We start from the raw sequence: 14,569 nt of genomic DNA, 5'->3' as shown, positions 1-14,569 counted from the left end.
GGCGTGCCGCCCGTCCGGTTACTTTTTCATGGTCAATTCAATCACCCAAACCATGAGGAAAGCAGGATGCCAACCATCACGAAAACCCAATCACTTTACACGTTGACCCGGCCAGTCTGGCTGGATGCGGCAGGCATGAGCAAAGGCATCGATCACGATCGCCAGCACCTGGGCGTCATTCTCGCCGCCGGGCAAGTGCTGCGAGTGCGCCAGACCAACGCGGCGTTTACCGGCAAGTTAACGCTGCGCTTGCTGAATGACGACAGCAAAACGGAGGCGGAATTCAGCGTCGGCGCGAGCTGGGTCGAGGCCCAGGTCAATGCCGTCTCGGTGCCGTTCATCGATACGCCGTATGGGCAGGGCGAGCCGGTGCTGGAGTTCGAGCACCCGGACACGGCGAAAGCGTTGCCGGTTTATCGCCGTGGCGAAAACGAAGCCGCGTTCTTTGCCCGCTGGGACGATCGGGACGCCGAGTTTGCCCTGATCGATGCGGAATACGCCGTGTTGCTGGTGCCGAAAATCAGTAAACCGGCGCTGAAGTCACTGGGCGAAGCGAAAAACATCGACGGACTGATCGCCTACTACGATCGCATTTTCACCTTCTACAATGCGCTGACCGGCGTCTCGTTCGAGGCTGAACACGAATCCGATCGCAATATTCGCAACCGCTACTTTATGAAGGCCGATAAACACGGCGCCGGCGCCGCGTATTACGGCGGCCGCTGGACGGCGGAAACCAGCAGCTCGGTCAGCAGCTTCTGGCTGACGCCGGAAGACAGCAACTGGGGCAGCCTGCATGAGATCGCGCACGGCTATCAGGGGCACTTTATGGGCGACAAATATTTCTCCACCGGTGAGATGTGGAACAATATTTATGCCGCTTGCTATCAGGACGTGATGCTGGGGGAACGTAAATACCAGGAGGGGTGGCTGTATAACTACGGCAACGCGGCCGGCGTCGAGAAGAAAATCATCGATCTGATCGCTCAGGGCACGCCGCTCAACCAGTGGGATCTGCGCTCCAAGCTGTTCTTCGCGATGCTGATGGTCGACAAGGCAGGCAAGAACGCCTTCACGCACTTTAATCAGCAGTATCGCCAAAGCTGCAACACGGCGGGTTTCGTGCCGTCGGAACATGCCTTGCTGGATCTGCTGTCGGCAAGCTTCGCCGCAGCCGGCGAGCAAATCGACGTGACGCCGTTCGTCGAGCTGACCGGCGGCGTGATCACCCAAGCGCAGCGCGACCGCAACGCGTTCAGCCACGCCAAGGCGGTGTATCCGCTGTATCAACTGGTGGACGCGCAGAGTCTGCCGGTGGTGCAGGCACAGCTGAAGCTGGATTCCTCGCTGCGGCTGGTCGATTCTTGCCAGCTCAAGGCCAGCGGGCTGAAAGGCGACGTCACCCTGAGTCTGGATATCGATGACTTTGCGCAGATCTACGGTGAAGACCTGATCCTGATGGAAGGGGCGCGCTATGCCCACAAAGTCCGTATCGATGCGCCGACCCTGGCGCTGACTGCGCTGCCGATCGGCGTGTATACCTTGCGGTTGCCGACCGGTAAAGATCGTAAATATCGGCCGACGGCGGGTTACCTGACGGTGAAGCAGGGGAAGAACGCGGTGACGCTTCGCTTCGAGCGCAAAGCCGCTTCGCCGATCGTTTCGCAGGAGATCACTCTGTTGGGCCTGAGCGATGCGGTCTTCGCCACCGTGGTCGTCGATCGCGCCAAAGGAGCGGTGGTGGTTGACGTGACCAGCACCACGCCGCACGCCTACTTCCCCGGTGAAACCTATGCCCGGGTGACGCTGCGCGATCGGCAGGGCGCGGTGCGCTTCAGCAAGGAGATTCAGGGCACTCAGGCTACGTTAAGTCATGACGAGCTGCCGTTTGCCGAGGGCGATGACATCGAGATTTACCATGTGGAGCCGAGCCGGGTGCGTTTGAATCCGGCGGCGGCCGGCGTCATCGATAACAAAAACAAAACCAATGTACTGCGCATCGAAACAAGCGGGCTGAAAAACCCGGCGTTGCCCGGCGATCCCGAACAGGCGCTGCTGGCGCGCCTGGAACAGGCGGCGCAGCGTTTGCGTCGCCTGTTGCCGGCTTACTATGCGCCATCGTCGTCGTTCAAGGACGATATTTATCTGGCGATCGGCGCCTTTGCCGAGCCGCAGCGCGAGTCACTGTTGGCGACCTATCGGGATTGCCTGCCGGCCGACAATACGCCGCCGGGCGCTAACGTCGGCAATGCGTTTACCGTGGCGTGCAAAGGGATTGGCGATCGCCAGTTCCTGACCGGCGCCATCGATCTGGTGAAGAAAACCGTTACCGTCACGCTGGCGGCGGGGATTGCTCACCACTACTTTGCCGACAGCTACGCCTTCCTCAGCGTGACGGATGCGGACGGCAACGTCTTGCTCAGCTACGACGTCATCGGCAGCCAGAATCAACCGGCCAAAACCTGGGTGTTGCCGCTGTCGGGTTACGGCGGTGAAGTGATTCATCTGCGGCATGAAGAGCCGGACAGCCGCCTGGCGATCGTCAACGAAATGCAGCACCTGCGGCTGGCGGAGAAGGGCAAGCAACAGACCTACTGCATTACGCCGGTCGGTTTGAAACGCATCAAGGATTGATCCCCATCGGCCTGCGGGGCGGCGAGTGTCGCCGCCCCGTTTTTTCCTCTGCATCATCCCCTTATTGCACTCTTTTTGTTCTCCCGCTGCGCGCCGCTGGTGCAGCCCGTTTGCCGCCGCCGTCATAAGTTTTAATTATAATTTATTGAAATCATGAGATTAAAAATTGGCACGCCGGTTGCTCTGTTGAATCCCATCTTGTGTACCAGATGGAATTCAGTCGATGAGCGAATCTGTTGTAGCGTGCGGTTTTACCCTCAGTGAATGGCAACACCATTACCAAACCCGCCCGGCGGGCGAGCGCTTTGCCTGCGTCAGTGCGACGATCGAAACGCTGGTCGCCGGGCTGAACCCAGACGATAACGCCTGGCTGTATCTCGCTACGCCGGCGCAGCGCGAGCAGCAGTATCGGCAGCTGGCACAGAGGCTCGAGGCGGTCGCCGGCGATCTCAGCCGCCTGCCGCTGTTCGGCGTGCCCTTCGCCATCAAAGACAATATCGACGTCGGCGGCTGGCCAACCAGCGCCGCCTGCCCGGCGTTCACCTATCAGGCCGCGGCGGACGCCACCGTGGTCGCCCACCTGCGCGCCGCCGGGGCGATCGCCCTCGGTAAAACCAACCTCGACCAGTTCGCTACCGGGTTGGTGGGCACTCGCTCACCTTATGGCGCGGTGGTCAACAGCTTCGACAGCCGCTACGTCAGCGGCGGTTCCAGCTCCGGCTCCGCCTCGGTGGTGGCGCGCGGCCTGGTGCCGTTCGCGCTCGGCACCGACACCGCCGGTTCGGGGCGCGTGCCCGCCGGGTTCAACAACATCGTCGGGCTGAAGCCGACCAAGGGGCGGTTGTCCAACCGGGGCGTGGTGCCGGCCTGCCGGTTGAACGATACGGTGTCGGTCTTCGCGCTGACGGTGGCCGATGCCGCGCTGGTGGCGGAACTGGCGAGCGGCTTTGACGCGGCAGACCCGTATTCCCGCCCCGATCCGCATACCGCGCCGGCGGATATCCCCGCCGCGCCGCGTTTCGCCGTTCCCGCCCAGCTGGAGTTTTTCGGCGACGTTCAGGCCGAGCGGGCGTTTCACCGAGCGCTGGCGCAGCTGCAGGCGGGCGGCGCCACGCTGGAATCCCTCGATTTCGCGCCGTTTCGCACTCTGGCGGAACAGCTGTATTACGGCCCCTGGGTGGCGGAGCGCACGGTAGCCATTGAGCAGGTGCTGGAAGCGAGCCCGCAGGCCATCGATCCGGTGGTGCGCGGTATCGTCGGCAACGGCCTCGGCTACAGCGCCTGCGACGCCTACAAGGCGGAATACCTGCGCGCCGAGCTGGCGCGGCAAATCGCCCAGCGGCTGGCGCCGTTCGACGCGCTGGTGGTGCCGACCGCGCCCACTATCCGCACCCTGGCGGAGATGGCGCAGGAGCCAGTGCTCTTCAATTCGCAATTCGGCACTTACACCAATTTCACCAACCTGGCCGATCTGAGCGCGCTGGCGCTGCCGGGGCCGCAGCGCGAAGACGGTCTACCGGCGGGCATCACCCTGATTGCGCCCGCCTGGCATGACCGGGCGTTGGCGGCGTTTGGCCTGCGCTGGCAACGGCAAAGCGCCTTGCCGCTCGGCGCTATCGGCCGGGCATTGCCGCCGCAGCCTGTGCCTGCGCCGTCCACAGGGCACGTGCGTCTGGCGGTAGTGGGCGCTCACCTTAGCGGCATGCCGCTCAACGTCCAGCTGACACAGCGCGACGCGGTGCAGGTGGAGCAAACCGCTACCGCCCCCTGCTATCGCCTGTATGCGCTGGCCGATACCGAGCCGCCGAAGCCGGGGCTGGCGCGCGCGGCGCAGGGGGCGGCGATCCGGGTTGAGCTGTGGGACATCCCGCTGGCCCGTTTCGGCGAGTTTGTGGCGGAAATTCCGGCGCCATTGGGCATCGGCACGCTGCTGCTGGCGGACGGCCGGCGGGTGAAGGGGTTTATCTGCGAAGCCTGGGCGCTGGAAGACGCGACGGATATCACTGAGTTTGGCGGCTGGCGCGACTATCTCGCCAGCGTTAAGGGGGCATGAACATGTTTACTACCGTACTGATCGCTAACCGCGGCGAAATCGCCTGCCGCGCCATTCGCACCCTGAAACGCCTGGGCGTAACCAGCGTGGCGGTCTATTCCGACGCCGACCGCAATGCGCCGCACGTCGCCGAGGCCGACAGGGCGGTGGCGCTTGGCGGCGACAAGGCCGCCGACAGCTACCTGCGCATCGACAAGATCCTCGCGGCGGCCGCGGCCACCGGCGCGCAGGCGATCTACCCCGGCTACGGCTTTTTGTCCGAGAGCGCCGAGTTTGCCGACGCCTGCGAGGCGGCGGGCATCGCCTTTATCGGCCCGACGGCGGCGCAGATGCGCGAGTTCGGCCTCAAGCACCGGGCGCGCGAGCTGGCGGCGTTGGCCGGGGTGCCGATGACGCCGGGCACCGGCTTGCTGGAGAGCGTTGAGCAGGCGGTCTCGGCCGCTGCGCGCATCGGCTACCCGGTGATGCTGAAAAGCACCGCCGGCGGTGGCGGCATCGGTCTGACGCGCTGTGACGACGAGGCGGCGCTGCGCGACGCGTACGACAGCGTCAAACGGCTGGGAGAGCAGTTCTTCCGCGACGCCGGCGCCTTTATCGAACGCTTCGTCGATCGGGCGCGCCACGTCGAGGTACAGATTTTCGGCGACGGCCAGGGGCAGGTGGCGGCGCTCGGTGAACGCGACTGCTCGCTGCAGCGCCGCAACCAAAAGGTGGTGGAAGAAACCCCGGCGCCACACCTGCCGGCGGCGACCCGTCAGGCGCTGCATCGGGCGGCGGTGGCGCTGGGCGAGTCGGTGAATTACCGCAGCGCCGGCACCGTGGAATTCATTTACGACGCCGCGCGCGACGAGTTTTACTTCCTGGAAGTGAACACCCGCTTACAGGTCGAGCACCCGATCACCGAGATGGTCACCGGCCTGGATCTGATCGCATGCATGCTGCAGGTGGCGGCGGGCGACGCGCTGGATTGGGCGGCGTTGCAGCGCGCGCCGCAGGGCGCGGCGATCGAAGTGCGCCTCTACGCCGAAGATCCGCTGAAAAACTTCCAGCCCAGCCCCGGCGTGCTGACCGAGGTGCATTTCCCTGACGACGTGCGACTCGACGGGTGGGTGGCGACCGGCAGCGAAGTCTCGGCGTTTTACGACCCGATGATCGCCAAGCTGATCGTGCACGGCGCGGATCGGGCGCAGGCGCTGGAAAAATTGCGCGTGGCGCTGGCGGCGACCCGCTTGCACGGCATCGCCACCAACCTCGATTATCTGCGGCAGGTGATCGCCACGCCGCAATTTCAGCGCGGCGACGTCTGGACGCGCCTGCTGGACGATGTGCGTTTCCAGCCGCACTGCCTCGAAGTGCTGCAACCCGGCACCTACAGCAGCGTGCAGGATTATCCCGGCCGCCTCGGCTATTGGGACATCGGCGTGCCGCCGTCCGGCCCGATGGACGACTTCGCGTTTCGGCTGGCCAACCGCATCGTCGGCAATCATCCGGCGGCCGCCGGGCTGGAGTTTACCCTGCAGGGGCCGACGCTGCGCTTTCATTGCGACGCCACGATCGCGCTGACGGGCGCGAGCTGCCCGGCCGACCTGGATGGCGAGGCGGTTGCGTATTGGCGGCCGATCGCGGTGCGGGCCGGGCAGGTATTGACGCTGGGGCGCGCCACGCAAGGCTGCCGCACCTATCTGGCGGTACGCAACGGCTTTGACGTGCCGGTGTATCTCGGCAGCCGCTCCACCTTCGCGCTGGGCCAGTTCGGCGGCCACGCCGGGCGCACCTTGCGGGTAGCGGACATGCTGGCGATCGCCCAACCGGCGCTGGCGGCCAGCACCACCCCGGCGCCGATCGCCGCGCCGCAGGCGATGGACGACAGCCTGATCCCGCACTACGGCGACCAGTGGCACATCGGCGTGCTGTACGGGCCGCACGGCGCGCCGGATTTTTTCACCGCTGAATCGATAGAGGCCTTCTTCGCCACCGACTGGCAGGTGCATTACAACTCCAACCGCCTCGGCGTGCGCCTGGCGGGGCCGAAGCCCGAATGGGCGAGAGAGGACGGCGGCGAAGCCGGTTTGCATCCTTCCAACGTGCACGACTGCGAGTACGCCATCGGCGCGATCAATTTCACCGGCGACTTCCCGGTGATCCTGACCCGCGACGGGCCGAGCCTCGGCGGCTTCGTCTGCCCGGTAACCATCGCCAAGGCCGAGCTGTGGAAAGTGGGGCAGGTGAAGCCGGGCGACCGCATCCGGTTCCATCCGATCGGCTTTCGCCAGGCGCAGTCGCTGGAGCAGGCGCAGCTTGGCAGCATCGAAGCGCTGGCGGCGGTGAAGGCCATCACCCTGCCGCCGCCGGATCTGGCCCCGGCGGAGACCGTTTCCGCCGCGGTGCTGGCGGCGCTGCCGGCGGCGGAAGGGCGCCCGGCGGTGGCGTATCGCCAGGCGGGGGACGGTTACATTCTGATGGAGTATGGCGACAACGTGCTCGATCTGGCGCTGCGGCTGCGCATCCATCTGCTGATGCAGTCGCTGCGAGAGGAGGCGATACCGGGCGTGGCGGAGCTGGCGCCGGGCGTGCGTTCGCTGCAGATCCGCTACGATAGCCGGCTGATAAGCCAGGCCGATCTGCTGCAGCGCCTGCTGGCGCGCGAACGGGCGCTGGGGGACGTCAGCCGCCTGAAGGTGCCGACGCGCACCGTCTGGCTGCCGTTGGCGTTCGAGGATTCGGCCACGCTGGGCGCGGTGGATCGCTATCAGCAGACGGTGCGCGCCTCGGCGCCCTGGCTGCCGAACAATGTCGATTTCATCCAGCGCATCAACGGCCTGAGCCGACGCGAGCAGGTGCGCGACATTCTGTTCGACGCCAGCTACCTGATCCTCGGTCTGGGAGACGTCTACCTCGGCGCGCCCTGCGCGGTGCCGCTCGATCCGCGCCATCGCCTGCTGAGCTCCAAATATAACCCGGCGCGCACCCACACCGCCGAAGGGACGGTCGGCATCGGCGGCATGTACATGTGCATCTACGGCATGGACTCGCCGGGCGGTTACCAGCTGGTGGGGCGCACGCTGCCGATCTGGAACAAATTCCTCAAAAACCCGCAGTTCACCGCCGGTGAGCCCTGGCTGCTGCGCTTCTTCGATCAGGTGCGCTTCTACCCGGTCAGCGAGCAAGAGTTGGACGAGCAGCGCGAAGCGTTCCGTGAAGGGCGCATGCAGGTGCGCATCGAAGAGAGCGAATTCGACTTCGCCGCCTACACCGATTTCCTGGCCGACAACGCCGAGGCGATCGCCGATTTCCAGCATCGCCAGCAGCAGGCGTTCAGCGCCGAGGTGGCGCGCTGGCGCAGCGATGACGACGAAGCCGAGGCGCAGCTGTTGCCGCCGGTTGAAGACGACGCGATCGACGGCGATCGGGTCAGCGCCGATCTGAACGGCAGCGTGTGGAAGATCCTGGTGGAGCCGGGGCAGGCGGTGGCGGCCGGCCAGCCGCTGATCGTGGTCGAGGCGATGAAAATGGAGCTGGCGGTCACCGCGCCGCGCGCCGGGATCGTCAAACGCATCAGCTGCCGGCAGGGGCGGCCGGTCGGGCCGGGCGACGCCCTGCTGTGGCTGGAAAAGGCGGTTTGAACGGAGGGGCGATGATGCAAATCACCAACGGGGAGCACAAGGCGCGGCCGGAGGGGCTGGCGGAGCGCATTTATCTGCAGCTCAAGGCCGACATCTTCGAGTTTCGCCTGCTGCCGGGCGATCGCTTCAGCGAAAGCGACGTGGCGCAGCGCATGGCGGCCAGCCGCACGCCGGTGCGCCAGGCGCTGTTTCGGCTGGAGCGCGAAGGCTATGTCGAGGTGCTGTTTCGCAGCGGCTGGCAGGTGCGGCCGTTCGACTTCGCCTACTTCGAAGAGCTGTACGACCTGCGCATCGTGCTGGAACAAGAGGCGGTGAAACGGCTGTGCGAACGTCCGGCTGGGGAAACGCCGGACGCGCTGGCGGCGCTGAGCCATTTTTGGACCGCAGCGCCGCGCCTGGCTGACGGCCAGGCGGTGTCGCAGCACGATGAGCAGTTTCATCAGGCGTTGGTGGCCGCGGCGGGCAACGGCGAAATGGCGCGCATTCACCGCGAACTGACCGAAAAGATCCGCATCATTCGCCGGCTGGATTTCACCCAGCAGGCGCGGGTGGACGCCACCTACCGCGAACACGCCGCCATTTTGCAGGCGATCCTGCAGCGGCAAAGCGGGGCGGCGCAAACGCTGCTCGGCGAGCACATCGCCGTCAGCAAGGCAGAGGTACGAAAAATAACGCTGCACATGTTGCATCAGGCGCGGGCCCAGCAGCCTGCGCACTCGGCGCAACGATTTTGATTTCATACACATCAGGAGTTTGAACTATGCAACGTCGCCGTTTTATCAAAGCTTTTGCGCTGTCCGCCGCCGCTGTCGGCCTGGGCCTGGCCTGGAGCGCGCAGGCCGCCGACACCATCAAGGTCGGCATTCTGAGTTCGCTCTCCGGCACCATGGCGATTTCCGAAACGCCGCTGAAGGATGTGGCGCTGATGACCATCGACGAGATCAATGCCAAAGGCGGGGTGCTCGGCAAAAAGCTGGAGCCGGTGGTGGTGGATCCGGCCTCCAACTGGCCGCTGTTCGCCGAGAAGGCGCGCCAGCTGCTGAGCCAGGACAAGGTGGCGGCGGTGTTCGGCTGCTGGACCTCGGTGTCGCGCAAGTCGGTGCTGCCGGTGTTTGAGGAGCTGAACGGACTGTTGTTCTATCCGGTGCAATACGAAGGCGAAGAGATGTCGCCGAACGTGTTCTACACCGGCGCGGCGCCGAACCAGCAGGCGATCCCGGCGGTGGAATACCTGCTGAGCGAGGACGGTGGCGGCGCCAAGCGCTTCTTCCTGTTGGGCACCGATTACGTCTATCCGCGTACCACCAACAAGATCCTGCGCGCCTTCCTGCACAGCAAAGGCGTGCAGGACAAGGATATCGAAGAGGTCTATACGCCGTTCGGCTACAGCGATTACCAGACCATCGTCGCCAACATCAAAAAATTCGCCGCCGGCGGCAACACGGCGGTGATCTCCACCATCAACGGTGACTCCAACGTACCGTTCTACAAAGAGCTCGCCAACCAAGGCGTCAAGGCCACCGACGTGCCGGTGATCGCCTTCTCGGTCGGCGAGGAAGAGCTGCGCGGCATCGACACTAAACCGCTGGTGGGCAACCTGGCGGCCTGGAACTACTTCGAATCGCTGGATAACCCGACCAATAAACAATTCGTCAGTCAATGGAAAGCCTACGCCAAGGCGCACAACCTGCCGAATTACGGCACCGCGGTCACCAACGATCCGATGGAAGCGACCTACGTCGGCCTCCATATGTGGGCGCAGGCGGTGGAAAAGGCCGGCACCACCGACGTCGATAAGGTGCGCACGGCGATGGCCGGGCAAACCTTCGCCGCGCCGTCGGGTTTCACGCTGACCATGGATCAGACCAATCACCACCTGCACAAGCCGGTGATGATCGGCGAGATCGAGGGCAACGGCCAGTTCAACGTGGTGTGGCAGACCGAAGCGCCGGTGCGCGCGCAGCCGTGGAGTCCGTATATCGCCGGCAACGACAAAAAACCGGATTACCCGGTGAAAGGCGGCAAGTAACGTCACTCAGCGCCGGCGCGGCCCAACGCCCGCCGGCCCAACAGAAGAGGCAGCTGATGCAATCTCCGTTTTTATCTTCTTTGCGTGTCGGGCTGTGGCTGCTGTGCACCTGGCCCCTGCTGGCGCAGGCCGGGCCGGCCGATGAGTTTGCGGCGGCCAACCGTGCGCAGCAGGCCAAACTGCTGCAGGCGTGGGCGGCCGAGCCGGACGCCGCGCGCCTGCCGCTGCTGCAGGGGCTGCAGCAGGAAACCGTGGCGATCGACGGGGCGAAGCGCGCCTTTATCCGTCAGGGCGATCGCTATCTGCCGCTCGAGGGCGAGGCGGCTCCGGTTGGCGAACCGAAGAAGGTGTGGCTGAACAACCGGCTGCGCATTCTGATCGCCAACGCGTTATCGGCGCAGCGGCTGGTCAGCGCGGACGCGGCGGTGCGGCTGCAGGCGGCGACCGCGCTGCAGCGCGAGGCGCAGGGCGAGCAGTTGCCGCTGTTGACCCGGCGGCTGGCGCAGGAGAAAGACCCGCAGGTACGCGACGCGCTGAGCATTGCACTGGCGAACCTGCAATTGGCCGACGCCAGCCCGCAGGTGCGCTTCAATGCGGTGCGGCTGCTGGGGGAATCGGGCGAGCCGGAAACCCGCGCGCGGCTGCAAGCCTTGACCGATGCGGCCAATGAGCCGGACGCCGCGGTGCGCGCCGAGGCGCAGCGCAGCCTGCAGCGCGTGCAGCACCGCCTGATGATCGGCGATCTGCTCGGCCAGGCGTTCAGCGGCCTGTCGCTCGGCTCGATCCTGCTGTTGGCGGCGCTCGGCCTGGCGATCACCTACGGCCTGCTCGGCGTCATCAATATGGCGCACGGTGAAATGCTGATGCTCGGCGCCTATTCCGCCTATCTGGTGCAGGGGCTGTTTCAGCAATTTGCGCCGCAGTGGCTGGCGCTCTACCCGCTGGCGGCGCTGCCGGTGGCGTTCGCCATCACCGCCGGGATCGGTATGCTGCTGGAGCGCACGGTGATCCGCCACCTGTACGGTCGGCCGCTGGAAACCCTGCTGGCCACCTGGGGCATCAGCCTGGTGCTGATCCAACTGGTACGGGTGCTGTTCGGCGCGCAGAACGTGGAGGTCGCCAACCCGGCGTGGCTGTCGGGCGGCGTGCAGCTGCTGCCGAACCTGGTGCTGCCGTGGAACCGCATCGCGGTGATCGCGTTCGTGCTCTTGGTGCTGGCGATGACCTGGCTGCTGCTGAACAAGACCCGCCTCGGCATGAACGTGCGCGCGGTGACGCAAAACCGCGCGATGGCGGCCTGCTGCGGCGTGCCCACCGGCCGGGTGGACATGCTGGCCTTCGGGCTGGGATCCGGCATCGCCGGGCTCGGCGGGGTGGCGCTGTCGCAGTTGGGCAACGTCGGGCCGGAGCTGGGGCAAGGCTACATCATCGATTCGTTCCTGGTGGTGGTGCTCGGCGGCGTCGGCCAGCTGGCGGGGACGATGGCGGCGGCCTTCGGCCTCGGCATCGTCAACAAGATCCTCGAGCCGCAGATCGGCGCCGTGTTGGGCAAGATCCTGATCCTGGTGCTGATCGTTCTGTTTATTCAAAAGCGTCCGCAGGGGCTGTTCGCCCTTAAGGGCAGGGTGATTGACTGATGAGCCAACCATTGACCGTAACCGGCGTGCAGAAAGCGCCCCGGCTGGCGTTGAGCATCGGCGGGCTGGCGTTGCTGGCGCTGCTGGTGATGCCGTTCATGACGCTGTTGCCGGCGGATCATCCGCTGGCGGTGTCCACCTATACCCTGACGCTGGCGGGCAAGATCCTGTGCTACGCGGTGGTGGCGGTGGCGCTCGATCTGGTGTGGGGCTATGCCGGGCTGCTGTCGCTCGGCCACGGGCTGTTCTTCGCGCTCGGCGGCTACGCCATGGGCATGTACCTGATGCGGCAGGCGGCGGGCGACGGGCTGCCGGCGTTTATGGCGTTCCTCTCCTGGAATGAGCTGCCGTGGTTTTGGAGCGGCACCCAGCATTTCGCCTGGGCGCTGTGCCTGATCGTGCTGGTGCCGGGCCTGTTGGCCTTCCTGTTCGGCTACTTCGCCTTTCGCTCGAAAATCAAAGGGGTGTATTTCTCGATCATGACCCAGGCGCTGACCTATGCCGGCATGCTGCTGTTCTTTCGCAACGAAACCGGCTTCGGCGGCAATAACGGCTTTACCGGTTTCACCACGCTGCTCGGCTTTCCCATCACCGCCGCCGGCACGCGAGTGGCGCTGTTTCTGGCGACGGTGCTGCTGCTGGCCGCCAGCCTGGCCATCGGCTTTGCGCTGGCGCGCAGCAAATTCGGCCGGGTGCTGACTGCGGTGCGCGATGCGGAAAACCGGCTGACCTTCTGCGGCTACGATCCGAAGGGTTTCAAGCTGTTCGTCTGGACGCTGTCGGCGGTGCTGTGCGGGCTGGCCGGCGCGCTCTATGTGCCGCAGGTCGGCATCATCAACCCCGGCGAAATGTCGCCGACAAACTCGATCGAGGCCGCCATCTGGGTGGCGCTCGGCGGGCGCGGCACGCTGGTAGGGCCGCTGCTCGGCGCCGGCATCGTCAACGGCGCCAAGAGCTGGTTCACCATGGCCATTCCCGAATACTGGCAGTTCTTCCTCGGCCTGATGTTTATCGTCGTCACGCTGTTTCTGCCCAAAGGGGTGATCGGTCTGCTGCGCCGGAGGAAAACCTCATGAAAGCGATGCAAGTGACCGACGAGCTGTTTACCCACCCGCTGCCGGCGGATAAATACCGGCAGCAAACCGATCCGGTGCTGCAGCTCGACAACGTCAACGTCAGCTTCGACGGTTTTCGCGCGCTGACCGATCTGTCGCTGCGCATTGGCGTCGGCGAATTGCGCTGCGTGATCGGCCCCAACGGCGCCGGCAAGACCACGCTGATGGATGTGATCACCGGCAAGACCCGGCCGGACAGCGGCAGGGTGTTTTACGATCAGACCGTCGATCTGACCCGGCTGGCGCCGATGCAGATCGCCCACGCCGGCATCGGCCGCAAGTTTCAAAAACCGACGGTGTTCGAGGCGCTGACGGTGTTCGAAAATCTGGAGATCGCGCAGAAAACCCGCAAGTCGGTGTGGGCCTGCCTGCGCGCTCGGTTAAGCAGCGAACAGCGCGACCGCATCGACGAGATGCTGAAGACCCTGCGGCTGGGGCATGAACGCCACCGGCCCGCCGGGCTTTTATCTCACGGGCAGAAACAGTTTCTCGAGATCGGCATGCTGCTGGTGCAGGAGCCGCACCTGCTGCTGCTCGACGAGCCGGCGGCCGGCATGACCGACGCCGAAACCGACTACACCGCCGAACTGTTCCGCGAGCTGGCGGGCAAGCATTCGCTGATGGTGGTGGAACACGATATGGGGTTTGTGGAAACCATCGCCGATCGCGTGACGGTGCTGCACCAGGGGCAGGTGCTGGCGGAAGGATCGCTGGCGCAGGTGCAGGCCGATGAACGGGTGATTGAGGTATATCTGGGGCGCTGAGGAGGCGTAATCATGCTGCAGGTAGAGGAATTGAATCAGTATTATGGCGGCAGCCACATCCTGCGCGGCCTGTCGTTCGAGGCGCGCATCGGCGAGGTGACCTGTCTGCTGGGGCGCAACGGCGTGGGCAAGACCACGCTGCTGAAATGCCTGATGGGGTTGGTCCCGGCGCGCAGCGGCAGCGTTCGTTGGCAGGGCGAAACCATCACCGGCAAAAAGCCGCATCAGCGGGTGCAGGCGGGCATCGCCTATGTGCCGCAGGGGCGGGAGATTTTCCCGCGTCTGACGGTCGAGGAAAATCTGCTGATGGGGCTGGCGCGCTTTTCCGGCGCCGACGCGCGCGCGGTGCCGGATCCGATCTATGACTTGTTTCCGGTGCTGCGGCAAATGAAGGATCGGCGCGGCGGCGATCTCTCCGGCGGGCAACAGCAGCAGCTGGCGATCGGCCGGGCGCTGGCCTGCCGGCCGCAGCTGTTGATCCTCGACGAGCCGACGGAAGGGATCCAGCCTTCGGTGATCAAGGAGATCGGCGTGGTGATCAAACAACTGGCGGCGCGGGGCGATATGGCGATCCTGCTGGTGGAGCAGTTCTATGACTTTGCCGCCGATCTGGCGGACAGCTATCTGGTGATGTCGCGCGGCAGCATCGTGCAGCGCGGCGCCGGCAGCGCCATGGAACAGGACGGCGTACGCGGGCTGGTGGCGATTTGACGT

The 14,569-nt window shown here is 65.2% G+C and carries 9 protein-coding genes; all 9 read left to right on the top strand.

Features of this window, described 5'->3' with window-relative positions:
* Nucleotides 1–66: 66 nt before the first annotated feature.
* The 9 genes from QMZ29_RS14265 to urtE all read left to right on the top strand — a co-directional run bounded on the left by QMZ29_RS14265 (nt 67) and on the right by urtE (nt 14,566).
* Nucleotides 67–2,634: a putative mucin/carbohydrate-binding domain-containing protein gene (locus QMZ29_RS14265; protein ID WP_261424132.1), complete on the top strand. Its 2,568-nt coding sequence runs from the start codon at nt 67–69 to the stop codon at nt 2,632–2,634.
* Nucleotides 2,635–2,857: 223 nt separating this feature from the next.
* A complete protein-coding gene (gene atzF, locus QMZ29_RS14260; protein WP_261424130.1) occupies nt 2,858–4,687 on the top strand; it encodes an allophanate hydrolase in 1,830 nt (609 codons plus the stop codon).
* A 2-nt stretch (nt 4,688–4,689) separates the two neighbouring features.
* Complete coding sequence (gene uca, locus QMZ29_RS14255; RefSeq protein WP_261424128.1) at nt 4,690–8,310, top strand: urea carboxylase; 3,621 nt, start codon at nt 4,690–4,692, stop codon at nt 8,308–8,310.
* Nucleotides 8,311–8,324: 14 nt separating this feature from the next.
* Complete coding sequence (locus tag QMZ29_RS14250; protein ID WP_261424358.1) at nt 8,325–9,044, top strand: GntR family transcriptional regulator; 720 nt, start codon at nt 8,325–8,327, stop codon at nt 9,042–9,044.
* Between the two features lie 26 nt (nt 9,045–9,070).
* Nucleotides 9,071–10,339: an urea ABC transporter substrate-binding protein gene (gene urtA, locus QMZ29_RS14245; protein WP_261424125.1), complete on the top strand. Its 1,269-nt coding sequence runs from the start codon at nt 9,071–9,073 to the stop codon at nt 10,337–10,339.
* A gap of 56 nt (nt 10,340–10,395) precedes the next feature.
* Nucleotides 10,396–11,976 (top strand): urea ABC transporter permease subunit UrtB, encoded by a 1,581-nt coding sequence (gene urtB, locus QMZ29_RS14240; RefSeq protein WP_261424123.1) that lies wholly within the window; start codon nt 10,396–10,398, stop codon nt 11,974–11,976.
* Nucleotides 11,976–13,052, top strand: coding sequence for an urea ABC transporter permease subunit UrtC (gene urtC / locus QMZ29_RS14235; RefSeq protein ID WP_016928582.1), 1,077 nt, complete (start codon nt 11,976–11,978; stop codon nt 13,050–13,052). The genes urtB and urtC overlap by 1 nt, the downstream gene beginning before the upstream one ends.
* On the top strand, nt 13,049–13,855 hold the full coding sequence (gene urtD / locus QMZ29_RS14230; protein WP_015377102.1) for an urea ABC transporter ATP-binding protein UrtD: 807 nt from the start codon (nt 13,049–13,051) through the stop codon (nt 13,853–13,855). Before urtC ends, urtD begins: the two co-directional genes overlap by 4 nt.
* A gap of 12 nt (nt 13,856–13,867) precedes the next feature.
* The gene (gene urtE, locus QMZ29_RS14225; protein ID WP_261424122.1) at nt 13,868–14,566 is read left to right on the top strand and encodes an urea ABC transporter ATP-binding subunit UrtE; all 699 of its coding nucleotides are present in this window, start codon (nt 13,868–13,870) and stop codon (nt 14,564–14,566) included.
* The last annotated feature ends 3 nt before the right edge of the window (nt 14,567–14,569 follow it).

This window comes from Serratia sp. PF-27 (assembly GCF_030053255.1).
GTDB lineage: Bacteria > Pseudomonadota > Gammaproteobacteria > Enterobacterales > Enterobacteriaceae > Serratia > Serratia bockelmannii.
Note: the sequence above shows the minus strand (reverse complement) of the source record. Positions and strands in the feature narration are given on the sequence as shown.